The following is a 24,615-nucleotide window of genomic DNA, read 5'->3' on the forward strand; positions in this document are numbered from 1 at the left end:
TCCCTTCTCTCCTTCCTCTTGAAACCTGTACCCTATTTTAAATTAACAGGCTGTATCTTCACACTTAAGGCAACACAGCCAAGAACTCAACAACGCCAACAAAACCTTAACCAAACTGGTCGAAGGATTGGCAGACGAGATTTCTCGGAAGTTACAGGCTACTCAAGCCGATCTCAAAGGGCTTAGATCTCGTCTTGTAGATAGTCACCAAGATTTGCTGCAAAGTTGGAGTAGGGATCTTCTGCAGGCTATATCTGTAAAGTTTTCCGAACATAATGAGCAGCTAAATGATCAGCGAGCCATCCTGGAAAACTTAGTGAAAGAAACTAAAGATATTTATCAGCGACTACGGATTGCTATCCAAAGTTCTCCCAGATTAGAGATATCTCAAACTACAGATCAGAGCTCTCAGAATGAGCAGGTTGCCAGTCATGAAACACCAGAGCCTAGGCTAACAGACGATGTACCGAGAGATAAAGAGGAGATCGCTGCCGCCGGTATATTAGAGGTCGACGTATCAAAGATAGAATTATTCTTAAGCTCAAAAAACATAAAAATCAAAAGCATAGATGTGAAAGAAAAAGAGGAAAAATTAGATCAAATAGCTGCCTTTATGGGCAATCGATATTCTTTGATTAAAAGATTCTATGGAATGATTAAATCAAATATGAATAGCGGAAACTCTTTCTCAATAAACCTTAAAGACGAGCCTCAACAAGTAATCAGCTCAACTTGCCAGGTTGCCAAAGAGTTACATGGAATCGCATTTTTAGAAGAGTACAGATACTTTAAGGCACCCAGGTATCTGTTGGTAGCAAGACCCAGTAGGTCGTCCCAAGCACTAAATTTTCTCTCAGGAAAATGGCTAGAGAGATACGTTAGGGATAAGCTGATCTGCCTTGCTGCAAGTCAAGCTGAAAAGATTGATTTCTCTTACATAACAAATGCTCAAGTTACTTTGCCGAATGGAGCTGATTTTGAAATGGATCTTTTCTTTCATATTAACGATCAATTCTACTGGGTGGAATCAAAGACAGGCGAGTACCAAGACAAAGTACAGAAGTACTCCAAGATTGCTTCTGACCTCGGTCTCCAGAAAAACCAAGTTTTCATGGTTTTAACCGATGTTAGCCAAGATGTAAAAACCAGTCTATCTTCCCTCTATCATTTATCAGTCATCAGCGTTGATGAGGTTGAGGCTACCTTTGAGGGGATCCTAAAAAGTCATCTTTGAGAAATCTGAAAGGCACCCAAGCGCATTAGCTCAAGCCACAATTTTGACAGCCTGCTCCACACACCACCAGGGATCCTCGGCAAAAGCCGGCATGGGCGTGCTGCCTGCCTTGCCCAAAATGGCCAGCCGAACTTCCCGATCCAGCCGGGATCCGGCCCCATAGGGATCCTCAGAGGGGGGTTCCAGTCTTTGTCCTAGGGGGGGCATCGCCATGATGCCCGGCTGCATACTGGTACTGCTGACCCAGATTTTGAAGCGATCCACCGCCATATCTGCGCCTTCGGGCAGTTGCATCTGGAGCAGGTAGCGGGGCCCAGAGCCGATCAGCAGGCTCTCGCTGGGGCGCAAACGAGCGGGCAGATCCGGTTGATAGGGGTAAACCAAATCCACGCTGTAGCGCCGCTCGTCAAAGACCACCACATAGACGTGCACGGGGGTGGGGGCTCTGTTGCGCAGGGCGATGGCGAGGTTGCGGCCTGCCTGGATTTGCACCTGTCCCTGGGGATCCCGCGGCAGGGGGCTCACTTCGGCAGGGGCAGAGCTGCTTGCCGGCGTTTCCAGTTGGAGAAACTCCACCTCTAGGATGCTGCTCAAAGCATCGGTGGCAGGTTGCAGGTTGAGGAGGTTGCCAAAAGCAGCCACGTGCTCCAGCAGCCGCACCAGCTTGCGGGGCAGGGCCTGTGGCTTTTTTACCGGGATCCGAAAGGCGGCCAGAGCCACTTCTTCCCCCCGCCGATAGAAGTGGTAGATGGCATCGGGCAGCATCTCTACCCGCAAGTCCGCTGCTTCCGGGTCAGTGTAGGTCAGAAGCGGCGAGGCCGGCAACGCTGCCAGCAACTCGGCAACGGGCATTTGGACTTGGCTGGGATCCGCACAGGTGAAAGCCACCCGCAACGGCTGAAATCGGACAGAGGACATGGGGGCAATCCTGCGAAAACCTGGGACGGAGTCTGGCGAGATCTCCTGCTCTATGCTGCCGGGCAAGCAAGCCAAGCTCTATATTACCCGCTCAGCTCCCCGCCCCTCGACCAGGCTGCAACACAGTCAGCTCCAACAGGCCCTAGCTCCGTGATCAAGCTTAACAGCCAGGGCAAGCGGAACCGATGCGGATCCCGGATCTCGTCTGCAAATGATCTCTCAATGGTCTATTCTTGATCCTGTTGTCGGGTTTGTGGCTGGAGTGGAGCCGACCTCTCCTCTTGACTAGCTGATCTAAGGAGAACCATGTTTAGCAAAGCTTTTTCTTTTCAGAAGGTGCTGCTGCCAGGGCGTCATCGGTTGTTTGTCCTGTTCTTGGCTGCCTTGATGGCTGGGCTGAGCTGGGGGCTGGCTCCAGCGTTTGCGGCCAAGGATATTCCTGCGGTGGCTCTGTCGCCCACTGAGTCCATTACCTTTACCGAAGCACAGTTAGCCCGAGGCAAGCAACTTTTTAACAAAGCCTGTGCCCAGTGCCATGTGGGGGGCCAGACCTATCCCAACCCAGATGTGAGCCTGAAGCTTTCGGATCTGGAGGGGGCAACTCCTCCACGGGATAATGTGCTGGCGATTGTGGATTACATCAAAAACCCGGTCACCTATGACGGGGCCGAATCCCTGGTTGAGTATCATCCCAACACTCAGCTTCTGAGCGAGTATCCTCGCCTGCGCAACCTCACCGATGAGGATCTGAAGTTGATTGCCGGCTATATTTTGGTGCAAGCCAAAACCTCCCCCGGCTGGGGCGGCACCAAAAGCGAAAGCCACAGCGACCTGTCGGCCTACCTCTGATGCTGCGTCTGGTTCGGAAGTTGCTTATGGGTTGTCGGATCCCGTCCCGCCTCTGGATCTGGGTCGGGATCCTGGCTGTGCTGGGGCTTGCCAGCCCGGTGGCGGCCCGCATTGACCCCTACGTGAACCAGTATTTGCGGGTGAGCGGCCCGGTGGAATTACCTCTAGACGCCACAGGGCGCACCCTCACCTTTACTCCAGAGCAGCTCACGGATGGCAAAAATCGTTTTCAGTCCGCCTGCTTGAACTGCCATGTGGGCGGCTCCACCCTGCCAGCTCCCAACATTTCCCTCTCCTTGAAGGACTTGCGCGGTGCCACCCCACCCCGAGATACGATTCAAGCTTTGGTGGAGTATCAGAGGGATCCCCGCAGCTACGATGGCTCGGATTTCAGCTATGGATGCCGCCCCGTGCCCCCTTCCTGGATGGACGACGAAGCCCTGAAAAATCTGGCTGCCTTTATTCTCAGAGCGGCTCAGGTTGCCCCCGGCTGGGGATCCCATGAGTTGATCGATGTCGGTTGAGGGCTGCCAACTGAGCTGATCCCGGCTCTTTTTCCCCAGACCACCATGCCCAGAGGACACGCGCGCCCTGGGCCGTTTGTACCCAGAAGCGGATTGCCGGGATATCTGGGTGGACCCTGTACGACGCCCCCAGAGCCTTGGATCGATGAGAGCTCAGTACAAAGACCGATGTTCTGCTTTTGGCAGTGGGATTAGCCTAGAGGTGTTGCAACTGCGATGTATGGTGAGCAGCTTTTCCCCTGCCCAATCGACCGAACTCAAGATGCCGGTAACGGTTGGCATCCCCGTTACACCTGCTGCGGATCAGGCTGAGGCTGGCCACCTACTGATCGTGGATGACCAGCCCTACAGTCGCCTGTTGCTGGGGGATCTGTTGGAGAGCATTGGCTATCGGGTCAGCGAGGCCGAAAGTGGCCATCAAGCCCTGCAGATGTTGCAAACCTTCCAGCCGGATCTGATCTTGCTGGATGTGATGATGCCGGGGTTGGATGGGTTCGAGGTCTGTCGCCGCATCAAAGCTGATGAGGAGACGCGCCTGATCCCGGTGGTGTTGATCACAGCGGCCAGCGACCGCACAAATCGCGTGCGCGGCATCGAGGCTGGAGCCGATGATTTCTTGAGCAAGCCCTTTGACGAGTCGGAATTGTTGGCGCGGGTGCGTTCCCTCGTTCGCCAAAAGCACCTCAATGAAGACTTGGATCATGCTGCCCAGGTTTTGTTCGCCATTGCCCGCAGCGTAGAAAGTCGGGATCCCACCACTGGGGATCACTGTGAGCGCCTGGCACAACTGGCCAAGAGCTTCGGCGAGTTTCTCCAGCTACCCCGTCCCCTGATCAAGGTGCTGACCTGGGGAGGCTACCTGCACGACATCGGCAAAGTGGGCATACCCGATGCCATCTTGGGTAAAACGGGCAAACATACGCCGGCAGAGTGGGAAGTGATGAAATCCCACGTCTTGATCGGAGAGGAAATCTGCCGCCCGCTGCGCACCATGAAGGATGTGCTGCCCCTCATCCGTCACCACCACGAGCGTTGGGACGGCAGCGGCTATCCCGACGGCCTCAAGGGAGAAGAGATTCCACTCGTGGCCCGCATCTTCCAGATTGCCGATATCTACGACGCCCTTACCTCGGAGCGACCCTACAAGCGAGCCTTCACCGTTCAAGAGGCCATGGGCATCCTGCGGGAAGAGACGGCAAGGGGATGGCGGGATCCCTACTTGGTGGAGCGTTTCTTTGAGTTTCTGCAATCGCGCCTGCCGGATCTGAAGTAGGCTGAAGAGGGTTATTTGTGTTGTGTTGGCAGGATAGAGCCTTTTGCTGGGTGCCGATCCGTTGCGTCGTTGCGTAGGCTGTCGCCAGTTGTTTCCTCGCTCGCAATTGTGGCGGCTGGTTCGACAATTTGACTCCCACCAAGTGCTTTTGGATCAGGGTATGGGGCGTTCTGCCTATGTCTGTCGCCGGCTAGAATGTTTGCAGGCAGCCCGACGCAAGCAACAGATGAGCAGAGCCCTCAAAGCACCTGTGCCCGATTCGGTGTTTCAGCGGCTGGAGCAGCAACTGCTGCGCGATTCTGAGGCCCAAGGCCCCTGGGAAACATCACCTCCGGAGGCCAGTGCTTCAGACAAAACCTAGGCAGCTCCAGAATTGGCCAAGGTAAGATATTGAGACACCTTTTTAGGTTCATCCAGTTGTGAACTACACGGCAGCCCCTCTCAACTGTCAGAATGGGGGTTGGCTGGGTCGGCCGAGGCTGGTCTGTATGAGCCGCAGAAAGGTTATTCTAAAAGCGCTGTTGATGTTGGTTCCTTCCCCGGTTGTCTTAACTTTATGTCCTCTGCGGATGTTTCCAAAGCAGCTTCGGACTTAGATTCCCTCCAGTCTGCGTCCTTGAAGGATCGCCGAGACGCTGTCGATGTACCGGAGGAAGCGCCCACACACCCAACAGGTTCAGTCCTACTCACTAATTATTTGGATAGTAAAACTGACAAGTAGAAAGGAGCAGAGGCTAGCAGACGAATGACCGATAAAGTTCGACTTTATGACATTGCCCGGGAAATGGGGCGCGACAGTCGGGATGTGTTGGAGGTTTGTGAGCAACTGGGGATCCCTTTCAAAACCCACAGCAGCACCATTTCTCCGGAGCAAGCCGAGTTGGTGCGCAGCAAGCTGGGCGCCCCCCGCATTGTGAAACCTTCTCAGCCCCGGCCCAAACCCCAATGGGACAACCCGCCGCCGGAGCCTCCTGCTGAAGCCAAAGCCAGTGAGCGCCCTCCCCAGAAAGGGCCCGGCACCGCCAGCGCGATCGTCGGCATTCGCCGCCCTGCACCTGCTCAGCAGCAAGCCCCAGTTGGCGAGGCCAACCCCGCTGCCGCTCCGCCGGCTGCCAAACCTTCCCTGTCTCGACCTGAGCGAGTCTCCGCCGGTGGCGCTCAGCTCATCGGCCCGCCGCGGCGACAAGTCAGCTCCCCTGCCCCTTCATCTGAGGCCGCCCAAAAGCCGGAGAGCCTGCCTCAACCGGCAGCTCCTCCCGTTCGCCCTGAGCCTACAACGGCCAAAGCCAGCAGCTCGGAACCCAGTCCTGTGCCCAAGCGCCCAACTGTGCTCACGCCCCCTCGACGAGCTGCCACCGAGACGGAACCACCGGCAGAGCGTCCTGGATCTCCGCAACAGGTTTCTGAGCTCCCTCGCCCCCCGGAAGCCCCATCCCTCAGCCGTGCCCCTCGGCCTGGAGAAGAGAAAGCGCCTTCTCATCAGCCTGCACAGCGCCCGCGTCCACAACTGGTGGGCGCACCCGTTCGTCCCAGCAGTCGCCCTGAGCCGCGCCCGCCGGCAGTCAAGAAGGAAGAGAGCTCCGGCAGCAGCAAAGCCGGTGAAGCTCCTCGTCCACAGCGGCGGATAGAACTGGTGGGGCCTCCTACCCGTCCTGTGGCCAAGCCAGCCCCCCTCGACCCGGATGCCGCCACTCCCTTGCCAGAAAGGATCCCTGAGGAACGCCCCACCCCGGTGTTGGCTGAAGCTCCCGTGCGGCCTGCTGCGCCCAAAATCAAGCGCAAGACGGTAGAAGAAGAGGACGAGGAACTGCAAGCCCTCGAACGACGGGCCAGCCGCACTCAGGCCAAGCGCAAACGCAGCCGCAGACGAGGGGAAGGAGACGGGGATGGCTTGGATTTGGATCCCATGGCCGTCATTTCGGCGGTCAAGCAGGCTGAGCTGAACGCCCTCAAGCCCTTGGCCCGTCCTACTGCCAAGCCTCCTTCCTATCGTCCACCTGCGGCAACGGCTGCTCCCACTACCCGTCCCCGTCCCGCTGCCCGCTCGCAGCAGCCATCTACCTCCGCCGAAGCCAACACTGCTGTTCGTGTCGGCGAGACGGAGTCCTTGCCGGCAGAGAAGGTGTTGCTCTTGGAGGGCAGCCTCACCGTTCAGGAATTGGCCCACCGCCTGCGTGTGGCCGAAACTGAGATCATCAAAACCCTCTTTTTCAAGGGGGTGATGGTGACCATCAACCAGGTTTTGGACGAGTCGCTGGCCGAGTCGGTAGCCACAGAGTTTGGGTACGAGGTTCGCCGGCCAAAGGCAGAATCCGAAGTCAAAAAAACCGAGATGCTGGACGTGGAGGACATCGACCATCTGGTCTTGCGTCCGCCAGTGGTGACCATCATGGGCCACGTAGACCACGGCAAAACCACCCTGCTCGATGCCATCCGCGACACCAAGGTGGCCCAGGGCGAGGCTGGCGGGATCACCCAGCGCATCGGCGCCTACCACGTGGATGTGGACTTTGAAGGCCAGAAGCGGCGCATAGTTTTCCTAGATACTCCCGGCCACCAGGCTTTTACCGCCATGCGCGCCCGCGGCGCTCGCGTCACCGACATTGCCGTTTTGGTGGTGGCTGCCGATGACGGGGTGCAGCCGCAGACGCTGGAGGCGATCAGCCATGCTCGTGCGGCCCAGGTGCCGATCATCGTGGCCATCAACAAGATCGACAAGCCCGGCAGCCAGCCGGAGCGCATCAAGCAGCAGTTGGCGGAACACGGGCTGTTGCCAGAGGAGTGGGGTGGGGATACACCCATGGTAGAGGTGAGCGCCCTCACTCGCCGCAACCTGGACGCCCTGCTGGAGATGATCCTGTTGGTGGCCGATGTGGCCGAGCTGCAGGCCAACCCCGACCGGCCCGCCCGCGGCACGGTGATCGAAGCCCACCTGGACAAGGCCCGCGGCCCGGTGGCGACTCTGCTGGTGCAGAACGGCACCCTGCGGGTGGGCGATACCCTGGTGGCCGGTGCCGTCTTGGGCCGGGTCAAGGCGATGATGGACGATCGCGGTCAGCGATTGCAAGAGGCCGGGCCATCTTCGGCGGTGCAACTGCTGGGTATGGATGAGGTTCCAGCAGCCGGTGACGAGTTTCAGGTTTACACCGACGAAAAAGAAGCCCGTCGCATTGCCCAAGAGCGGGCGGAGGCGCTGCGGCAAACCCGTTTGCAACAGGCGCTGCTGTCTCGTCGCGTCAGCTTGGGCAGCATTTCTGCCAAGGCCCAAGAAGGCCAGCTCAAGGAGTTGAACCTCATTATCAAGACGGATGTGCAGGGATCCGCCGAGGCCATCCAGACAGCGCTGCGGGATTTGCCCCAAGAGGAAGTGCAGTTGCGGGTGCTGCTGGCGGCCCCCGGGGAGATCACAGAGACCGACGTGGATTTGGCGGCGGCCAGCGACGCGATCATCCTGGGTTTCAACACCACCCTGGCTCCCGGCGCGCGGCAGGCTGCCGACGACAAGGGGGTGGATGTGCGCGAATACGACATCATCTACAACCTGCTGGACGACTTGCGGGCAGCGATGGAGGGCCTGCTGGAGCCGGAGGAGGTGGAAGAGCCCTTGGGCCAAGCGGAAGTGCGCATGGTGATCCCCATCAGCCGCGGTGCGGTTGCCGGCAGCTACGTGCTCTCCGGCAAGGTGCAGCGCAATGCTCTGGTGCGGGTTCGCCGCAAAGGGGAGGTAGTCTACCAGGGCCGTCTCGATTCTCTGAAGCGCTTCAAAGACGACGTGCGGGAGGTGGCCGCCGGTTTCGAGTGCGGGATCGGCATCGAGAAGTTCCACGCTTGGCAGGAAGGCGACATCATCGAGGTCTACCAGATGGTCACCAAGCGGCGGACGTTGGCTCCTGCCTAGTCGCAGCCGGTGGTAGAGTTTCAGGGATCCCAGCCCCAAGGGATCCCTGGGGAGAGTTTCCCCCCAAAGCAATGGAGAAAATCTTAAGTGGCCAGAGGGAGGAAATGGATGCAACAGAGCCAGAGACTGAGCCAGATGTTGTTTGTGACGCTGCGGGAGGATCCCGCCGAAGCAGAACTGCCCAGCCACAAGTTGCTGCTGCGGGGCTGCTTTATCCGGCGGCTCTCCCCGGGGATCTACACCTATTTGCCGCTCCTCTGGCGGGTGCTGCAGAAGATCTCGGACATTGTCCGGGAAGAGATGAACGCCATTGGCGCTCAGGAGTGTCTGCTGCCCCAGTTGCAGCCGGCGGAGATCTGGCGGGAATCGGGCCGCTGGGACGTGTACACCCAAGCCGAAGGGATCATGTTTGCCCTCAAAGATCGGCAGGGACGCGAGCAGGCCCTGGGCCCCACCCATGAAGAGGTGATCACCCTGCTGGCGCGGGATCTGATCCGCTCCTATCGCCAGTTGCCGCAGACCCTCTATCAAATCCAGACCAAGTTCCGCGACGAGATCCGGCCCCGCTTTGGCCTGATGCGTGGGCGGGAATTCATCATGAAAGACGCCTACTCCTTCCACGCCAACGAAGAGAGCCTGCGCCAGACCTACCAGGACATGTACCGGGCCTACAGCCGCATCCTGCGCCGCTGCGGGCTGGAGTTTCGCGTGGTGGATGCCGACGCCGGAGCCATTGGCGGGCCATCCGCGGCTTCTCAGGAGTTTATGGTGTTGGCCTCTGCCGGCGAAGACGAGATCCTCTACACCCCCGATGGCTCTTATGCCGCCAATGTGGAGAAGGCCGTCTCCCTTCCGCCACCGGCAGCAGACTCCCCCTACACCACCTTCCAGGTTCTGGACACGCCGGGAACCGAAACCATCGAGAAGCTGGCCGATTTCTTGAAGATCTCCCCCACTCTGATTGTCAAAAACGTCCTCTACCAAGCCCTTTACGACAACGGCCTGCGGGTGGTGGTGCTGCTGAGCATTCGCGGCGATCAAGAGGTGAATGAGGTAAAACTGGCCAACCACCTCAGCCGTCTGGCGGAGCGTTACCAGGCCCACAAATTGCTCACCCTCACCCTGGCGGACGCGGAGATCCAGAAAAGCTGGCAAGGGGATCCGATCCCGGTGGGCTACATCGCCCCCGACCTACCGGATAGCTGCCTGGGCCGGCAGAAACACTTTGCCCCTCAGATCTTGCGCCTAGTTGACCAGACGGCAGCCCTGCTGAAAAACTTTGTAACCGGCAGCAACCAGGTGGGGCGGCACGTGGTGGGGGCCAACTGGGGCGAGCAGTACCCTCTGCCGGAGGTGGTGGACGTGCGCAAAGCCCAGGCGGGGGATCGCTGTCTGCTCAACCCCGACCAGATTCTGGAAACCGCCCGTGGCATCGAGATTGGGCACATCTTCCAGTTGGGCCTCAAGTTTTCGCTGCCGATGCGGGCCACCTTTACCGACGAGCAGGGCGTCGAGCAGCCGCTGTGGATGGGCTGCTACGGCATTGGGGTATCGCGCCTGGCCCAGGCGGCGGTGGAACAATCCCACGATGCCCATGGGATCATCTGGCCGGTGGCCATTGCCCCCTATCACGTGGTGGTGGTGGTGCCTAACGTCTCCGACCCGGAGCAGATGCAGGTGGCGGAAAAGTTGGTGCAGGAACTGGCTGCTGCCGGCATCGAGACCCTCTGGGACGACCGGGACGAGCGGGCCGGCGTCAAGTTCAAAGATGCGGATCTCATCGGGATCCCTTACCGCCTTACCACCGGGCGCAGTCTTAAGCAGGGCAAGGTGGAATTGGCCGAGCGGGCCACCGGCCAAGCGGTAGAAATTCCCATTGAGGAAGTGGTGGCTACCCTGAAAGAGCGGATTGCTGCTGCCCTAGCCGTGCCAGCTTGAGTAGGGCTTTTGTCGTCACCAATGCTGAAAGGCAGCCTCGATTATCTATTGCGCGGCAAGAACATCCTGCTGGTGGTGGAAGCCAAAAAGGACGATCTGACGCGGGCTTTTGTCCAAATGGCGGTGGAGATGATCGCCCTGGCCCAGGTGGAGCCGCAAACGCAGATCTACGGCGCCGTCACCATCGGATCTATCTGGCAATTCGGACAGATCCTTGGGGATCCACAGACAATCCGACAAGACTTGACCTTGTACCGAGTACCGGAAGATCTGGAGAGCGTTGCCGGCATCCTCACGGCCATGGTAGGGGATCCCAGCCAACCATGAAACCCAAAACCCTCTGGTTTGCCCTGCAATTGATGGTGGCCGCTGCGGTTATCAGCGCGGCGATCAAATACGGTGGCCCCTATCTGGCCTTGCCGGAGACCCTGCCGGTGATCCTCGCCATGATCGTCTCGCCCACCTTGGTCATGGCCGGGATCCTGTGGCGCTGGCAACAGCGGTCTTCTCTTTCCCCAACCCGCGTCCAAGAGGCCCTGCCAACTGCAAACTCTGAGAACCCAAAAGTCTCTCAGCCGCCTTCCGATTGACCCTCACCCCCAACCCCTCTCCCAGCCCTCACCCCCAGCCCCTCTCCCAGAGGTGAGCCCTCACCCCCAGCCCCTCTCCCTCTGGGAGAGGGGAGCTTGGCCGCCACTGCCAGACCGGCAGGCCGACAACCTCAGTCCAACCAAGTGGACAGCCTACTGCTGGGTGAGGCGCAAGGTCACCGTCGGGCTGGTTTGGTTGCCAGAGGTGGCCGTGAGATTGATCTGATACACGGTGCCGGAGGCCGGAATGGGCGGCCGCACCGTAACGGTGAAGCGGCCTTGGGCATCGGCTTGCACGGTTTGGTTGGTCACCGTCTGTTGGGCGCTGATGATGCCCCCCAGCGAGGTCGAAGCCGTTACATTCACCCGCACGGAAGCATTGGGAGCCGTGGTGCCCTGCAGCGTAAAGGAAGAGCCGGCAACCCGATCCCCATCGCGCAAGTTGGTGATCTGGGGCAGCAGGCTGGAGGGGCTGATCGTCGCGGAAACCTCTTGGGTGGTGAGCCGCTGGATCCCCCCAGTAGCCCCCTCGATCAGGCGGGCCGGATGCTCTGCAGTCATAAAGCGCACCTGGCCGTTGTTTTCTAAGCGAGCGATGACGATCCCCTCACGGGTAGTATCCTTCGGCTCAATCAAGGCATTGACCACATAGGTGCCGCTGGAAACTTCCTGAGCCGGCAGAGTTTGCACCTGCCGTCCGTCCTGGACAAGGTAAACGGTTACTCGGCTGGAGGGAGTGCCCTTGACAGTTACCAGCAGGATCTCGCCCGCGGCCAAGGGGCGATTGCCGGCGTTGTGATCCACCAGGTCGATAGAGGCGCGGACGGGGCTACCCACGGTGAAGCTCCAGGTAACACGGCGGGTCACCCCCTGGGTGTTGGTGAACTCCAGCAGGACTTCCCGCCGTCCCGGCGGCAAGGGCTGGGCAGGACGGTAGGTGAAGAAATCCCGGGTAATCACCGACTCAGCAGTAACATCTTTGCCGTCCAGAAAAACCCGCACCGTCTCCGGGCGCACGCTGACCCCATCTTGGCTACGAAAAGAAGCCGAGATCGGCGAGGTGGGCTCCACATTAGTGGCCGCTTGAGCCGGGTTGGGATCCGTAATTTGCTGAGCCCTTGCCGGCAGGCCCGACAACCCCACAACAGCAGCGCCGATCAGCAAGGCACGGGGAAACCAAGAATACAAGTTATCGCTCATGAGACCATCCAAAATAAGGTTAAGCTGGCCTATAGGTGAGTAGCCCAGAGGCGGAGCAAAGTCAACCTAGACCTCCTGTTTGCATCCTGTCACAGGGGTCGATTGCTGTCGATACGCCTACACCTCCGGCTGGCTCTCCCCTAGACCCAACCCCAGTGTCAGATTTAAGTAAGGTTAACTGCCATCTAACGCCTAGGGCAAGGATGAGAAAGCAGCCGCGAAAGCCCAGAGGCTACATTTTGCCCGTTCAAGCTGGCATCAATTCACGAAAATAGCGCCTGTCTCTTGTAAATCGAGACAATGGTCGCCGGAGACATCGTTGACCAGGCGCACTTCTACGGTGATGACATTCAAGGGATCCACGCTCACCCGGTAGCCCACGGGGGACAACATCGGCGTGTTGATGGCCATGCAATTGGGGATGGGCAGGTTGCTCAGGCGCAAGGTTTCTCCGGCAGCCAGTTCCGATACGTTCTGGCGCGGATCGGTAAAGCCGTATTCCAGAGGCAGGCCGGTGCGATTGCGGATCACCAGCTCGGCAGGCAGGTTGGGGTTGAAGCGGGCCACCGGGCGATCGAAAACCGATTGATCCACACCCACCGGCAGGCGCGGCAGCGGCACCGTCTGAAAGGCAGGCTGAGCGACAGCACGGTGTCCACCCACCCAGGCTGACAAAGCGGCCATGATCAAGCCGATTCTTTTGCTTCGTTTCGCGTACCTCATGCTTCTGCCTCAGAACGCCCCTTGGACAAAATTGGGATGTCCTTCCTCGCCTGCTTGTATTGTTCCCAAAGAGGGCTGGCCGGGCCAGATGGCCGCTGTTTTTTCAAGGGTAGGCCCCAACAAGGGCCATCGCTGCGCCGCCCAGCTTAAGATCCCATGGGAGGAAGTTAACGCTGCAAAGGGAGGCATGGCTATGCCAGAAGAACCGGAAAAACCAGAGAAAAGCTACTCCTGGAAGGGCAGTGCCAACGCGGGCCGGGTACTGACGATTTTGGCCGTCGTGGGGGGAGTGGTCATTCTACTGGCGGGCTTCCTGCAGTAGGCCGAGCTGTCAGACCCAAAGTTGGCGCAAGAACATCCGCCTATCGCTGGAAGCCAACGTTTTCCCTGCTATGAAACTATGAAACAACTTTCTCGCTCCCTTCTCCCACAAGGGGAAAAGGGTTGGGGGAGCAAGTGTCTCAACCTTGCTTGAAACAACCGCAATGTTTTGCAAGTCCTGCTAACAAGTTGTCAGCCTTCGCTAAGTCTTGTCAAGTTGTGCCACCGTCGGGCAGCAAAAAAGACCCAGCAGGGATCCCTGCTGGGCTCAGGCCGGAGGAGCAAAAACCCTAGCCTAGGAGCTGACGAGCGGTATTGAGCACATTCTCCACCGTAAAGCCGAACTTCTCCATGCAGACAGGGCCGGGGGCGGAGGCGCCGAAGCGGTCGATGCCGATGGCCACCCCCTCAAAGCCCAGGTACTTGTGCCAGCCAAAGGTGGATCCCGCCTCGACGGAGATGCGCTTGGTAACATTGGGGGGCAAGACGGAGTCGCGGTAGCTCTGAGGCTGGGCCTCGAACAGCTCCATGCAGGGCATGGAAACCACCCGTACCGCTCGGCCTTCCTGCTGCAGTTGAGCAGCAGCCTTCACCGCCAGCTCCAGCTCTGAGCCAGTGGCAATCAAGATGAGCTCCGGGTTGGGAGCATCCACCACCACATAGGCCCCCTTGGCTACCCCCTCAATGGAGGTGCCTTCCACGGGGTTGACCGCCTGCCGGGTAAACACCAGCACCGACGGGGTGGACATGGCCTCGAGGGCCACCTGGTAGGCTCCCACCGTCTCGCGGGCGTCCGCCGGGCGGATGACGTAGAGGTTGGGGATGGCCCGCAGGGAGGCCAGCGTCTCAATGGGCTGGTGGGTGGGGCCGTCTTCTCCCAGAGCCACCGAGTCGTGGGTCATGACGTGCAACACCCGCGCCCGCGAGAGGGCCGACAGGCGGATGGCCGGCCGCATGTAGTCGGTGAAGATCAAGAAGGTGGCGTCGTAGGGAATGAGGCCGCCGTGCAGAGCCATGCCATTGGCGATGGCTCCCATGCCGTGTTCCCGTACCCCGAAGCGGAAGTTGCGCCCGTGGTAGGAGCCGGCCTGAAACTCCGGGATCCCCTTCAAGTAGGTCATGTTGGAATGGGCCAGATCGGCGGATCCCCCCAGCAGCTCTGGCACCGCCTTGGCCAGGGCGTTGAGACAAAACTTGGAGAGGTTGCGGGTGGATTCTTTGCCAGTTTCGGCAATGGGAGCCAACGCTTCTTTCCAGCCCGCAGGCAGCTCCCCGGCCATGATGCGCTTGAACTCGGCGGCCTCTTCCGGGTAGGCCTTCTCGTAGGCGGCAAAGCGCTCGTTCCACTCCGCCTCGGCTTTGGCCCCTTTATCGATGGCCTGGCGGAAGTGGGCCAGCACCTCGTCGGGGATGTAGAACTCCGGCTCCAGCGGCCAGCCGAGGTTTTGTTTGGTGAGCTTGACCTCTTCCGGCCCCAGGGGCGCCCCGTGGACGCTCTCGCTGCCGGCTTTGTTGGGGGATCCGTAGCCGATGGTGGTCTCGACGATGATCAAAGAAGGCTTGTCGGTGACCTCCTTGGCTTTTTGGATGGCTTCGGCGATCCCCTTCAGGTCGTGGTTGCCATCCTCCACTTTTTGCACGTGCCAGCCGTAGGCCTCGTAGCGCTTGCCCACATCTTCGGTGAAGGCAATTTCCGTACTGCCGTCGATGGAGATGTGGTTGCTGTCGTAGAGCATGATCAGCTTGCCCAGTTTGAGGTGGCCGGCCAGCGAGGCCGCTTCCGAGGCCACCCCCTCCATGTTGCAGCCATCACCCAGGATCACGTAGGTGTAGTGATCCACAATCGTGTGGCCGGGCTTGTTGAAGCGGGCCGCCAGGTGGGCCTCAGCAATCGCCAGCCCTACCGCATTGCCCACCCCCTGTCCCAGCGGGCCGGTGGTCACCTCCACGCCGGGGGTTTCAAAGTTTTCCGGGTGGCCGGGGGTTTTGGATCCCCACTGGCGAAACTGCTTGATGTCCTCCAGACTGACATCAAAGCCCGTCAGGTGCAGCAGGGCATATTGCAGCATGCAGCCGTGGCCCGCCGAGAGGACAAAGCGATCTCGATCCACCCACTTGGGGTTGCGGGGGTTGAACTTCAAAAACTGCTGCCAAAGCACATAGGCCATGGGTGCTGCCCCCATCGGCAGGCCGGGGTGGCCGGAGTTGGCTTTCTGAACAGCATCCACCGCCAAAAAACGAATCGTGTTGATGGCAAGTTGTTCCAGAGAGGGAGGAGCAGCAACAACCATGTGGGATCCCTATCGCTCGACATTCGCTTTCCAGTATGCCGTGTTTTGGGTCTCGCTTCCGAACCAGTGGGGATCCATCGAGCTGGGAATTGGCCTGGGCCGGTCTCGGCCGGGCAAAATGACAGGCTAAGCTGAGAGATACGCTTGCCGCCATTTCTGGTTGGAGGGTTTTCATTGAGCGCTGTTTCTTCGCCTAGCGGTAAACCGCCCTGGCTGCGGGCCAAAGCCCCCCAACGGGCCGGGTCTGTCCAGCAACTGCTGCGGGACTTGGGCCTGAACACGGTTTGCGAAGAGGCTTCCTGTCCCAACTTAGGGGAATGCTTTGCCAACGGCACCGCCACCTTCTTGATCATGGGCCCGGCCTGTACCCGCGCCTGCCCCTACTGTGATATCGACTTCACCAAACGGCCTTTGCCCTTGGATCCCACTGAGCCGCTGCGGGTGGCAGAAGCGGTGGAACGCTTGGGGTTGCGCCACGCGGTCATCACCTCGGTGAATCGGGACGACCTGCCGGATGGCGGAGCCAGCCAGTTTGTTGCTTGCATCACGGAAATCCGCCGCCGCAGGCCCCAGACGACCATCGAGGTCTTGATCCCGGATCTGTGCGGCAACTGGCAGGCCTTGGAGCAAATTCTCGCCGCCCGCCCAACGGTGCTCAACCACAACACGGAAACCGTGCCCCGCCTCTACCGGCGGGTGCGCCCCCAGGGGAACTACGAGCGCTCCCTGCGGCTTTTGGAACTGGCGCGGCAATGGGATCCCGGCCTCTACACCAAGTCGGGGGTGATGCTGGGCTTGGGAGAAGCCGCCGCGGAGATTTTGCAGGTGATGCGGGATCTGCGCCGGGTGGGCTGCGACATCCTCACTCTTGGCCAATACCTGGCGCCCAGCCCCAAACACCTGCCGGTGGAGCGTTATGTCGCCCCCGAAGAGTTCGACCACTGGCGGCAAGTGGGGGAAGAGCTGGGCTTTTTGCAGGTGGTGTCTTCGCCTCTAACCCGCAGCTCCTACCATGCTGAAGCCGTGCAAGACCTGATGCGGCGCTTTCCCAAAGGAGGATCGTGAGCCCCGATTCTCCGCCAAGCTAGACTGCTGAAAGCCCAAGGCTGGTCTGTTCTTGACAGCGCCAAGGGAACCCAATCATGGACATGAACAGGATCCGTCGTTTTACTGGCAGCAGCTCAGAAAATGGCTTGGTTCCTTCACCTCAGGGTTGGCTACAGCCCTTCCGCTGGCGGCTGCCCCTGGTCAGTGCAGAAGAGTATGCCGAGTTGGTGCTGGAGCTAATGCGGGAGTCTCGCCTCAGCCTCAACTACTTGATGTTGGTGCTTGGCTCCTGTGTCATTGCCACGTTGGGCTTGCTGGCCAATAGCCCGGCTGTGATCATTGGGGCGATGATCGTGGCTCCTTTGATGTTGCCGATTCGCGGCATGGCCATGGGGGCTTTGGACGGGAATGTAGTCTTGTTTCGGACAGGTATCCTATCTCTGACCGTGGGAACCGGAATTGGGTTGGGAGTATCTTTCCTGCTGGGGCGATGGGTAGGTCTTCCCAACTGGGGCAGCGAAATTTTGGCCCGCACTCAACCCAACCTATTGGATCTGGGAGTGGCGCTAGCGGCAGGGGGAATCGGCGCTTTTGCCAGGGTGCGCAAAGAGATCGCCGACAGTTTGGCAGGGGTGGCGATTGCTGTGGCGTTGATGCCGCCGGTGTGTGTGATTGGCTTAGGGTTGGCCCGTGGAGACTGGGAGATCAGCCTGGGGGCGGCGCTCCTCTATTCCACCAACCTGTTGGGAATTGCCTTGGCCTGTATGCTCACCTTTTTGGTGATGGGCTACGCCCCTTTGCACAAGGCCCGTTCTGGATTGGCTTGGGTGTTTGGCCTGGTGATGCTGTTGCTGGTGCCGCTGGCAACCAGTATGACCCAACTGCTGTATCAATCTCGGCTGGAATTGGCGCTACGAACCGCTCTGCTCAACAGAACCATTACATTCCAACGGGTAACCCTCTTGCGCAGCGAGTTTAACTGGGTAGCCGATCCGCCGGAGGTGGTGCTGTCGGTGCGAGCGGACGAGCCCGTCACACCGAGACAGGTGGCACTACTAGAAGAGTTTGTGGAAGCTGAGGTGGGTCGCCCTTTCACCCTGATTTTTCAGGTGGTACAAGACCAGGAGGTGCGCCGAGAAACGCTTGCCCCAGAGGAGCCTGAGGTGAACTCTCCAGAAACAACTTTCCCCCCCGATCAAAGGGAATAACTCTTGCCTACTAATTGGCGGATGGGCTGGTTACAGCGTCAGGGATCCCACCTTTTGTTCTAACAACTGGGCTAGATCTTGCAAGAAAGCTGCGGCGTGGGCACCGTAGATGACGCGGTGGTCGCAGGTGAGGTTAACCTGCATCTGGGAGCGGATGGCGATGGCTTTTTCCGGCGTGGCCACCACGGTGGGGCGAGCAGCACCAATGGCCAAGATGGATCCCTGGTTGGGAGGCAGGATGGCGTCGAAGCGATCCACCCCAAACATGCCCAGGTTGGAGAGGGTAAAGGTGCCGCTGTTGTACTCCTCCGGCTGCAGTTGCTTGCGCCGCGCCCGCTCCACCAGATCCTTCCAGCGGCGGGAGATCTCGTAGAGATCGATCCGGTTGGCCTGCCTGAGCACAGGGGTAATTAGGCCCCCATCTTCCATGGCCACCGCCACGGCGATGTTGATGTCGGCTTTGTAATGGATCCCGTTTTCGGTGTAGCTGGCGTTGAGGAGGGGGTGCTTTTCTAGAGTCACGGCCACAGCCTTGACCAAAAGGGCCGTCAGCGTTACCCCTTTGGGTTTTACCTGTTGGTAAAGCTGATCCAGGCTGTCAGTGGTGATGGTGTAGCCGACGTGGAACACCGGCACGCCCAAGCTGGCGTTCATGTTGCGCACCACCGCCGCCTGCAGGGTGCTCAGGGGAACCACTTCTCCCAGGGGCACAGAGACGGGGGGAGGAGTGACCGAGGAAGGAGCTGCCGCCGGGGCAGAGGCGGGCTGAGCTGCGGCCCGCTCCACATCTTCGGCTACGATGCGCCCACCAGGGCCGGAGCCGCGCACCGTGCGCAGGTCAACCCCCAGGCTTTCTGCCAATTTTTTCGCCCGTGGGGAAGCCAGGATGCGCTGGGATCCAGCTCCGTCGGAGCCACTTGGGGGCGTGGAGGGGGGGCTTGCCGCAGGCGCAGGGGTTGGCCGTTGAACGGTGGGGACAGAGGCCGCGCTAGGGGTAGCCGCCGGCGCAGCACCCTTAGAGAGGGCCTTGGCTCTCTCCTGGGCCTCGGCCAGCTCCGCTTCGGTTTCGGCAATGAGGGCGATGGGGGCGCCCACCGGCGCCGATTCCCCGGCTGGGATGAGGATGCTGGCCAGAATGCCGCTGTGGAAGGACTCCACATCCATGTCTGCTTTGTCCGACTCCACCACCAGGATGTTTTCCCCTTTCTCCACCCGGTCGCCGGGGTTCTTCAGCCAGGCAACGATCTTGCCCGTTTCCATGGTGGAGCTGAGGGCCGGCATGGAGAGTTCGTGGATCATGGCGGGGGTGGCAACACAGCAGAGAAGATTGTAACCCAGCAGACGGGATCCCGGCGCACTCCCCTAGTGGGCGCCGGCAGCTTCCGCCTCGGCCACCACCAACAGGGTTTTCAGCAGGGAATCTGGGTTGAGGCTGATGGAGTCGATCCCCTGCTGCACCAGAAAGCGGGCAAAGTCAGGGTAGTCGCTGGGGGCTTGTCCACAGATGCCGATCTTGCGCCCGTGGCTTTTCACCGTCTGGATCACCTGGGCAATCATCCGCTTGACGGCCTCGTGGCGCTCGTCAAAAAGGTGGGCCACCAGGGCCGAGTCGCGGTCCAACCCCAGGGTGAGCTGGGTGAGGTCATTGGAGCCGATGGAGAAGCCGTCGAAGATCTGGCAGAACTCGTCGGCCAGGATGACGTTGCTGGGCAGCTCGCACATGACGTACACCTGCAGGCCGTTTTCCCCTCGCACCAGGCCGTGGCGGGCCATCTCCTCCAGCACCTTGTGCCCCTCTTCGGGGGTGCGGCAGAAGGGGATCATCAAGATAACGTTGGTCAGGCCCATCTCGTCCCGCACCCGTTTCATGGCCCGGCACTCCAGCGCAAAGCCATCGCGGTAGCGGGGATCCGTGTAGCGGGAGGCGCCCCGCCAGCCAATCATGGGGTTTTCCTCGTGGGGCTCATAGCGGGATCCGCCCAGCAGGTGGGCGTATTCGTTGCTCTTGAAGTCCGACAGGCGCACAATCACCGGCTTGGGGTAGAAGGCAGCGGCGATGGTGGCCACCCCCTGGGCCAGCTTGTCTACAAAGTACTCCGGCTTGTCGGCATACTGGGCGGTGAGCTCCGCCAGGCTCGGCTCTTCCTTGACCGCCTCGTTGTAGTGGATCAAGGCCAGAGGGTGGATCTGGATGTGGTTGGCGATGATGAACTCCAGCCGCGCCAGACCCACGCCGTCGCAAGGGATCTCGCTCAGGCCAAAGGCTTTTTCCGGGTTGCCCACGTTCATCATCAGTTGGGTGCGGGGGCGGGGCAGCTCCTCTAGCGGGATCTCCGTCACCTCATAGGGCAATAGACCAGGATAGACGCGCCCTTCCTCCCCTTCGGCGCAGGAGACGGTGATGGGATCGCCGGAGCGGAGCACCTGCGTGGCGTTGCCGCAGCCAACAATGGCCGGGATCCCCAGCTCGCGGGCAATGATGGCCGCATGGCAGGTTCTGCCCCCCTGGTTGGTGACGATGGCGCTGGCCTTTTTCATAATCGGCTCCCAGTCGGGATCGGTTTTCTCCGTCACCAGCACCTCGCCGGCCTGGAACTGATCCGAGCGGCGCACATCCAAGATGACACGGGCTGTGCCCTGGCCGATGGCCTCTCCCACCGCCCGTCCCCGCACCAGGGGGTCGGGGCGCGCCTCCGTCTGCGTAAAGCGGTAGGTCTTGAGGCGGTTGGTGGCCTTTTGGGATTGCACCGTCTCGGGGCGGGCCTGGACGATGAACAGCTCGCCCGTGATCCCGTCTTTGGCCCACTCAATGTCCATGGGGGTGAAGCGGCCCCGCAGCGCCGAGTAGTGCTCCTCGATGAGGCAGGCCCAGCGAGCCAGCTCTAGGATCTCGTCGTCCTGCAGGGCATATTGGCGGCGTAGGCTCTCGGGGACGGGCACGTTTTTGGTGGAACGGGATCCCTCCTCGTCGTAGACCAGCTTCAGGGCCTTGCTGCCCAGCTTGCGGGAGAGGATGGGGCGCAGCCCCTGCTTTAGGGTAGGTTTGAAGACCACGTATTCGTCGGGGTTGACGATGCCTTGCACCACGTTTTCCCCCAGCCCATAGGCAGCGGTGATCAGCACTGCGTCTTTAAAGCCCGTTTCTGGGTCGATGGAGAACATCACCCCCGAACAGGCCAAGTCCGAGCGCACCATCTTCTGCACCCCCACCGAGAGGGCCACCTGGAAGTGGTCAAAGCCCTTGATCTGGCGGTAGGAGATGGCCCGGTCGGTAAACAGGCTGGCAAAGCAGCGGTGGCAGGCATTCAGCACTGCCTGGATCCCGTGCACGTTGAGGTAGGTCTCCTGCTGGCCGGCAAAGCTGGCATCCGGCAGGTCTTCTGCTGTGGCGCTGGAGCGCACCGCCACATCGGTATCGGGGCCGTAGCGCTCGCACAGCTTCTGGTAGGCTTCGCTGATGGCCTGCTCCAACTCTGGGGGGAAAGGCGTCTGCAGGATCAAGGTGCGGGCGGCTTTGCCCCGCTCGCGCAGGTTCCGCACATCCTCGATATCGAGGTCTTTGAGGATCTCCCGCAGCTTCTCCTCGAGGCCGGCAGCGGCGATGAACTGGCGATAGGCATGGGCAGTGGTGGCAAACCCCAGGGGCACGCGGATTCCTTTGGGGGTCAACTGCTGCAGCATTTCCCCTAGAGAGGCGTTTTTCCCACCCACCTGGGCCACGTCCCGCAGCCCCACCTCTATGAGGGGCACAACCAAGGGTGGCTCTGAGCCAAGCTGGCGGTGAGGGGATTGTTGAAGCTGGGATCCCAGCGTTGCTCCATCCGACATGCTTTGTCTCCTTATGCCCATCAGAGCAAGCGTGAATAAGTGTTGTGATAGTTGTGTGTAGCAAAAAACTTCCCCTGGCCAGGACCTGGCCTAGCTTTGAGGGTCTATACCCCCACTGTACTGAGGGTTTTCCTGGGGCTAGAATCCCGGCGCAACGCCCCCAGAGAAGGCTGAGAAGGGGATGAGACAAAGGCGTTCTCGCCAGGATCCGGCTGAAAAAGCTGCCACAAATCTTCGCCCTTTTTTACCTAATGCAAAAGTAACCGCTCTGCCACAATGTTTTCAAAGCAGCAGTTTGCCGAAACAGGGCAAATGGAAGGCCCCAGGGATCCGGTGGCAGCAATTCGCCAGGTAAGAGTGACGGAAAAACAGCAGGGCTTGCGGCTGGATCGGGGGTTGGCGGAACAACTGCCGGAGCTGTCGCGCTCGCGCCTGCAGCAGCTCATCCGCCAGGGCCAGGTTTGGCTCAATGGGCGGCCCTGCCTGGATAAGGATCGCCCCCTGCAAGCCGGGGATGAGATTGAGGTGCGGATCCCACCAGCCACCCCTACAACTTTGGAGCCGGAGCGGATCCCCTTAGACATTCTCTACGAAGATGAGGATCTGCTGGTCATCAACAAGCCGCGCGGCCTGGTGGTGCATCCTGCTCCTGGACATGTCAGCGGCACGCTGGTGCACGCACTGCTGGCCCACTGTCCTCGCCTTTCCGGGATCAACGGCGAGCTGCGCCCAGGGATCGTCCATCGCCTCGACAAGGACACCACCGGCGCCCTGGTGATTGCCAAACACGATCAGGCCCACCAGCATCTGCAGGCCCAGATCCAGGCCAAGACTGCTCGGCGCATCTACCTAGGGGTGGTGTTTGGCCGGCCAGCCCAGAGCCAAGGCACGATCTCTGCCCCCATTGGCCGCCACCCGGTGGAGCGGCAGAAGATGGCGGTTTTGCCCTCTGGCCAAGGGCGAGCGGCGGTAACCCACTGGCAGGTGCTGGAGCGATTGGGCAACTACACCCTGATGCAGTTTGAACTGGAGACCGGCCGCACCCATCAAATTCGGGTGCATGCCGCCCACCTGCGCCTGCCCATTGTCGGGGATCCCCTCTATACCCAGAGCAAAACCAGCCCCGTCAAACTCAGCGGCCAAGCTCTCCACGCCTGGAAGCTCTCCTTTGTCCACCCGCGCACCGGCCAGCCGCTGCAGTTTACTGCCCCTCTGCCGGAAGAGTTCGAGCGGCTGCTGCGGCAGTTGCGCAGCCAGGCCGGATAGGCAGCTTCTAGGGTCGCTCTCGGCCCTGTCTGGCCTGTCCAATCAGGGTTCATGCTGATCCCCGTGACCAGGAAGTTTCAACCTTCAGTAAATTTTTAGAGAAGTTGGAAGTGTTTTTGCCGGGTGAGTTGTTTAGAGTTGTCCCCACACCGGTGGGGCAGACAATTAAGACAATCTCACATCTACCGGGATCCCTTGCCTGGGTGGGCGACACTAGGACTGGGTCGCAGAAGCGCGATAGCTAAGGAGGGGAGTATGAGCAAGAGCCTGCTGGAACAGTTGCGAGAGATGACCGTCGTGGTGGCCGACACGGGGGATATCAACGCCATTGAGACCTTTAAGCCGCAGGATGCCACCACCAATCCCTCTTTGATCACAGCAGCCGCCCAAATGCCCCAGTACCAGGGCATTGTCGATGAGACCTTGCTCAAGGCCCGCCAAGAACTGGGATCTAAAGCCGACACCAAAACCGTAGTGGCCCACGCCATCGATGAATTGGCGGTAGCCTTTGGCGTGCGCATTCTCTCCATCATCCCCGGTCGGGTTTCGACCGAGGTAGATGCCCGCCTCTCCTACGACACCGAGGCTACCGTAGCCAAGGCCCGCTACCTCATCGAGCTCTACAAGGCGGCAGGGGCGGATCCCAAGCGGGTGTTGATTAAAATTGCTTCGACCTGGGAAGGGATCCGCGCCGCCGAGATCTTAGAAAAAGAAGGGATCCACTGCAACCTGACTCTGATGTTTGGCCTGCACCAGGCCATTGCCTGTGCGGAAGCAGGGGTAACCCTCATCTCGCCCTTTGTGGGCCGCATCTTGGATTGGTACAAAAAACACACAGGCCGGGAGAGCTATCCCCCTGCTGAAGATCCGGGCGTGCAGTCGGTAACCCAGATCTACAACTATCTGCGCAAATACGATTACCCGACGGAAGTGATGGGCGCCAGCTTCCGCAACATTGGGGAAATCATCGAGCTGGCCGGCTGCGATCTGCTTACCATCTCGCCAGTTCTCTTGGCGGAGCTGCAAAACACCGAAGGCCACCTGGAGCGCAAACTGGATCCGGAAAAAGCTAAGAAAATGGACATCCCGCGTCTGGTGATGGATCGAGCCACCTTCGACCAGATGCACCGGGAAAACCGCATGGCTTCAGAAAAGCTGGAAGAAGGGATCCAGGGCTTCTCCAAGGCGCTGGAGGTGCTGGAAAAACTGCTCACCGAGCGGCTACAGAAGCTGGAGGGCGCCAAGGAAACGATTACCCACGCCGCCCAGGATGTCTTCCGCATCTACGACCTGGATGGGGATGGCTTCATTACCCGCGAGGAGTGGATGGGGGCGGATCGCGTCTTCGATGCCCTCGACACCAACCAAGATGGCAAAATTACCCCCGAAGAAATGCTGGTCGGCCTAGGGGCAGCCGTCTACATGAACTACCCCACCGCGTAGGCGGGTGGGGTTTCCCCATCCGCTTTACGGCGAGATTTTTGTCTCTTCTTCTGCCCCAGTTGCT

20 protein-coding genes are annotated in these 24,615 nt (G+C 60.0%); 14 read left to right on the forward strand and 6 right to left on the reverse strand.

From position 1 onward, the window contains the following. Window positions 1–127: 127 nt before the first annotated feature. Window positions 128–1,234: a hypothetical protein gene (locus tag NW826_RS11820; protein ID WP_414510222.1), complete on the forward strand. Its 1,107-nt coding sequence runs from the start codon at window positions 128–130 to the stop codon at window positions 1,232–1,234. 30 nt (window positions 1,235–1,264) lie between these two features. Here NW826_RS11820 and NW826_RS11825 read toward each other — a convergent pair whose 3' ends face one another. Then, window positions 1,265–2,152: a hypothetical protein gene (locus tag NW826_RS11825; protein WP_414510223.1), complete on the reverse strand. Its 888-nt coding sequence runs from the start codon at window positions 2,150–2,152 to the stop codon at window positions 1,265–1,267. 306 nt (window positions 2,153–2,458) lie between these two features. On the opposite strand from NW826_RS11825, the gene psbV reads away from it, so the two are divergent. The 8 genes from psbV to NW826_RS11865 all read left to right on the forward strand — a co-directional run bounded on the left by psbV (window position 2,459) and on the right by NW826_RS11865 (window position 11,224). Beyond that, a complete protein-coding gene (gene psbV / locus NW826_RS11830; protein ID WP_414333127.1) occupies window positions 2,459–3,001 on the forward strand; it encodes a photosystem II cytochrome c-550 in 543 nt (180 codons plus the stop codon). Further along, a complete protein-coding gene (gene psbV2 / locus NW826_RS11835) occupies window positions 3,001–3,525 on the forward strand; it encodes a photosystem II cytochrome PsbV2 (RefSeq protein WP_414333126.1) in 525 nt (174 codons plus the stop codon). The genes psbV and psbV2 overlap by 1 nt, the downstream gene beginning before the upstream one ends. 145 nt (window positions 3,526–3,670) lie before the next feature. Next, a complete protein-coding gene (locus NW826_RS11840) occupies window positions 3,671–4,798 on the forward strand; it encodes an HD-GYP domain-containing protein (RefSeq protein ID WP_414333124.1) in 1,128 nt (375 codons plus the stop codon). A gap of 43 nt (window positions 4,799–4,841) precedes the next feature. Further along, window positions 4,842–5,159: a YlxR family protein gene (locus NW826_RS11845; RefSeq protein WP_414333122.1), complete on the forward strand. Its 318-nt coding sequence runs from the start codon at window positions 4,842–4,844 to the stop codon at window positions 5,157–5,159. A gap of 384 nt (window positions 5,160–5,543) precedes the next feature. Then, window positions 5,544–8,696: a translation initiation factor IF-2 gene (infB, locus tag NW826_RS11850; RefSeq protein WP_414510224.1), complete on the forward strand. Its 3,153-nt coding sequence runs from the start codon at window positions 5,544–5,546 to the stop codon at window positions 8,694–8,696. Window positions 8,697–8,804: 108 nt separating this feature from the next. Continuing rightward, on the forward strand, window positions 8,805–10,634 hold the full coding sequence (locus NW826_RS11855; protein ID WP_414510225.1) for a proline--tRNA ligase: 1,830 nt from the start codon (window positions 8,805–8,807) through the stop codon (window positions 10,632–10,634). Window positions 10,635–10,655: 21 nt separating this feature from the next. Next, a complete protein-coding gene (locus NW826_RS11860) occupies window positions 10,656–10,961 on the forward strand; it encodes a hypothetical protein (RefSeq protein WP_414333117.1) in 306 nt (101 codons plus the stop codon). Then, window positions 10,958–11,224 carry a hypothetical protein gene (locus tag NW826_RS11865; protein ID WP_414333116.1) on the forward strand — a complete coding sequence of 89 codons (267 nt, stop codon included), beginning with the start codon at window positions 10,958–10,960 and terminating at the stop codon, window positions 11,222–11,224. Before NW826_RS11860 ends, NW826_RS11865 begins: the two co-directional genes overlap by 4 nt. A 153-nt stretch (window positions 11,225–11,377) precedes the next feature. On the opposite strand, the gene NW826_RS11870 is transcribed toward NW826_RS11865, so the two are convergent. Together NW826_RS11870 and NW826_RS11875 are read right to left on the reverse strand one after the other, a co-directional pair. After that, the gene (locus tag NW826_RS11870) at window positions 11,378–12,424 is read right to left on the reverse strand and encodes a hypothetical protein (RefSeq protein WP_414372494.1); all 1,047 of its coding nucleotides are present in this window, start codon (window positions 12,422–12,424) and stop codon (window positions 11,378–11,380) included. Window positions 12,425–12,682: 258 nt separating this feature from the next. Further along, the gene (locus tag NW826_RS11875; protein ID WP_414333112.1) at window positions 12,683–13,108 is read right to left on the reverse strand and encodes a hypothetical protein; all 426 of its coding nucleotides are present in this window, start codon (window positions 13,106–13,108) and stop codon (window positions 12,683–12,685) included. Between NW826_RS11875 and NW826_RS11880 the strand changes: the two genes are divergently transcribed. Continuing rightward, the gene (locus NW826_RS11880; RefSeq protein WP_414510226.1) at window positions 13,107–13,469 is read left to right on the forward strand and encodes a hypothetical protein; all 363 of its coding nucleotides are present in this window, start codon (window positions 13,107–13,109) and stop codon (window positions 13,467–13,469) included. The two genes, NW826_RS11875 and NW826_RS11880, sit on opposite strands and share 2 nt — an antisense overlap. A gap of 289 nt (window positions 13,470–13,758) precedes the next feature. Here the strand turns inward: NW826_RS11880 and tkt are convergent, their stop codons facing one another. After that, complete coding sequence (tkt, locus tag NW826_RS11885; RefSeq protein ID WP_414333110.1) at window positions 13,759–15,759, reverse strand: transketolase; 2,001 nt, start codon at window positions 15,757–15,759, stop codon at window positions 13,759–13,761. A 174-nt stretch (window positions 15,760–15,933) separates the two neighbouring features. On the opposite strand from tkt, the gene lipA reads away from it, so the two are divergent. Together lipA and NW826_RS11895 are read left to right on the forward strand one after the other, a co-directional pair. Next, on the forward strand, window positions 15,934–16,824 hold the full coding sequence (gene lipA, locus NW826_RS11890) for a lipoyl synthase (protein ID WP_414333108.1): 891 nt from the start codon (window positions 15,934–15,936) through the stop codon (window positions 16,822–16,824). A gap of 77 nt (window positions 16,825–16,901) precedes the next feature. Continuing rightward, window positions 16,902–18,014, forward strand: coding sequence for a DUF389 domain-containing protein (locus tag NW826_RS11895; RefSeq protein ID WP_414510227.1), 1,113 nt, complete (start codon window positions 16,902–16,904; stop codon window positions 18,012–18,014). A 30-nt stretch (window positions 18,015–18,044) separates the two neighbouring features. Here the strand turns inward: NW826_RS11895 and NW826_RS11900 are convergent, their stop codons facing one another. Beyond that, a complete protein-coding gene (locus NW826_RS11900; protein WP_414333104.1) occupies window positions 18,045–19,313 on the reverse strand; it encodes a dihydrolipoamide acetyltransferase family protein in 1,269 nt (422 codons plus the stop codon). Window positions 19,314–19,376: 63 nt separating this feature from the next. After that, entirely contained in the window at window positions 19,377–21,842 is a 2,466-nt protein-coding gene (gene ppsA / locus NW826_RS11905; RefSeq protein WP_414510228.1) for a phosphoenolpyruvate synthase, read from the reverse strand. Window positions 21,843–22,118: 276 nt separating this feature from the next. Here ppsA and NW826_RS11910 point away from each other — a divergent pair, with 276 nt between their 5' ends. Together NW826_RS11910 and NW826_RS11915 are read left to right on the forward strand one after the other, a co-directional pair. Then, window positions 22,119–23,108: an RluA family pseudouridine synthase gene (locus tag NW826_RS11910; protein WP_414510229.1), complete on the forward strand. Its 990-nt coding sequence runs from the start codon at window positions 22,119–22,121 to the stop codon at window positions 23,106–23,108. Window positions 23,109–23,363: 255 nt separating this feature from the next. After that, on the forward strand, window positions 23,364–24,551 hold the full coding sequence (locus tag NW826_RS11915; RefSeq protein ID WP_414510230.1) for a transaldolase: 1,188 nt from the start codon (window positions 23,364–23,366) through the stop codon (window positions 24,549–24,551). Window positions 24,552–24,615 lie beyond the last annotated feature (64 nt).

The organism is Synechococcus sp. OH20, from assembly GCF_047502685.1.
In the GTDB taxonomy this organism is placed as follows: Bacteria; Cyanobacteriota; Cyanobacteriia; order Thermostichales; family Thermostichaceae; genus Thermostichus.

What these genes read in the sequence shown, in the direction of transcription:
- psbV (WP_414333127.1), top strand. Translation starts at nt 2,459, where the DNA reads ATGTTTAGCAAAGCTTTTTCTTTTCAGAAGGTGCTGCTGCCAGGGCGT.
- infB (WP_414510224.1), top strand. Translation starts at nt 5,544, where the DNA reads ATGACCGATAAAGTTCGACTTTATGACATTGCCCGGGAAATGGGGCGC.
- NW826_RS11865 (WP_414333116.1), top strand. Translation starts at nt 10,958, where the DNA reads ATGAAACCCAAAACCCTCTGGTTTGCCCTGCAATTGATGGTGGCCGCT.
- NW826_RS11910 (WP_414510229.1), top strand. Translation starts at nt 22,119, where the DNA reads ATGTTTTCAAAGCAGCAGTTTGCCGAAACAGGGCAAATGGAAGGCCCC.
- NW826_RS11895 (WP_414510227.1), top strand. Translation starts at nt 16,902, where the DNA reads ATGGACATGAACAGGATCCGTCGTTTTACTGGCAGCAGCTCAGAAAAT.
- NW826_RS11915 (WP_414510230.1), top strand. Translation starts at nt 23,364, where the DNA reads ATGAGCAAGAGCCTGCTGGAACAGTTGCGAGAGATGACCGTCGTGGTG.
- NW826_RS11900 (WP_414333104.1), bottom strand. Translation starts at nt 19,313, where the DNA reads ATGATCCACGAACTCTCCATGCCGGCCCTCAGCTCCACCATGGAAACG.
- NW826_RS11870 (WP_414372494.1), bottom strand. Translation starts at nt 12,424, where the DNA reads ATGAGCGATAACTTGTATTCTTGGTTTCCCCGTGCCTTGCTGATCGGC.
- NW826_RS11875 (WP_414333112.1), bottom strand. Translation starts at nt 13,108, where the DNA reads ATGGCCGCTTTGTCAGCCTGGGTGGGTGGACACCGTGCTGTCGCTCAG.
- NW826_RS11880 (WP_414510226.1), top strand. Translation starts at nt 13,107, where the DNA reads ATGATCAAGCCGATTCTTTTGCTTCGTTTCGCGTACCTCATGCTTCTG.
- NW826_RS11825 (WP_414510223.1), bottom strand. Translation starts at nt 2,152, where the DNA reads ATGTCCTCTGTCCGATTTCAGCCGTTGCGGGTGGCTTTCACCTGTGCG.
- NW826_RS11855 (WP_414510225.1), top strand. Translation starts at nt 8,805, where the DNA reads ATGCAACAGAGCCAGAGACTGAGCCAGATGTTGTTTGTGACGCTGCGG.
- NW826_RS11840 (WP_414333124.1), top strand. Translation starts at nt 3,671, where the DNA reads ATGAGAGCTCAGTACAAAGACCGATGTTCTGCTTTTGGCAGTGGGATT.
- tkt (WP_414333110.1), bottom strand. Translation starts at nt 15,759, where the DNA reads ATGGTTGTTGCTGCTCCTCCCTCTCTGGAACAACTTGCCATCAACACG.
- ppsA (WP_414510228.1), bottom strand. Translation starts at nt 21,842, where the DNA reads ATGTCGGATGGAGCAACGCTGGGATCCCAGCTTCAACAATCCCCTCAC.
- psbV2 (WP_414333126.1), top strand. Translation starts at nt 3,001, where the DNA reads ATGCTGCGTCTGGTTCGGAAGTTGCTTATGGGTTGTCGGATCCCGTCC.
- NW826_RS11860 (WP_414333117.1), top strand. Translation starts at nt 10,656, where the DNA reads ATGCTGAAAGGCAGCCTCGATTATCTATTGCGCGGCAAGAACATCCTG.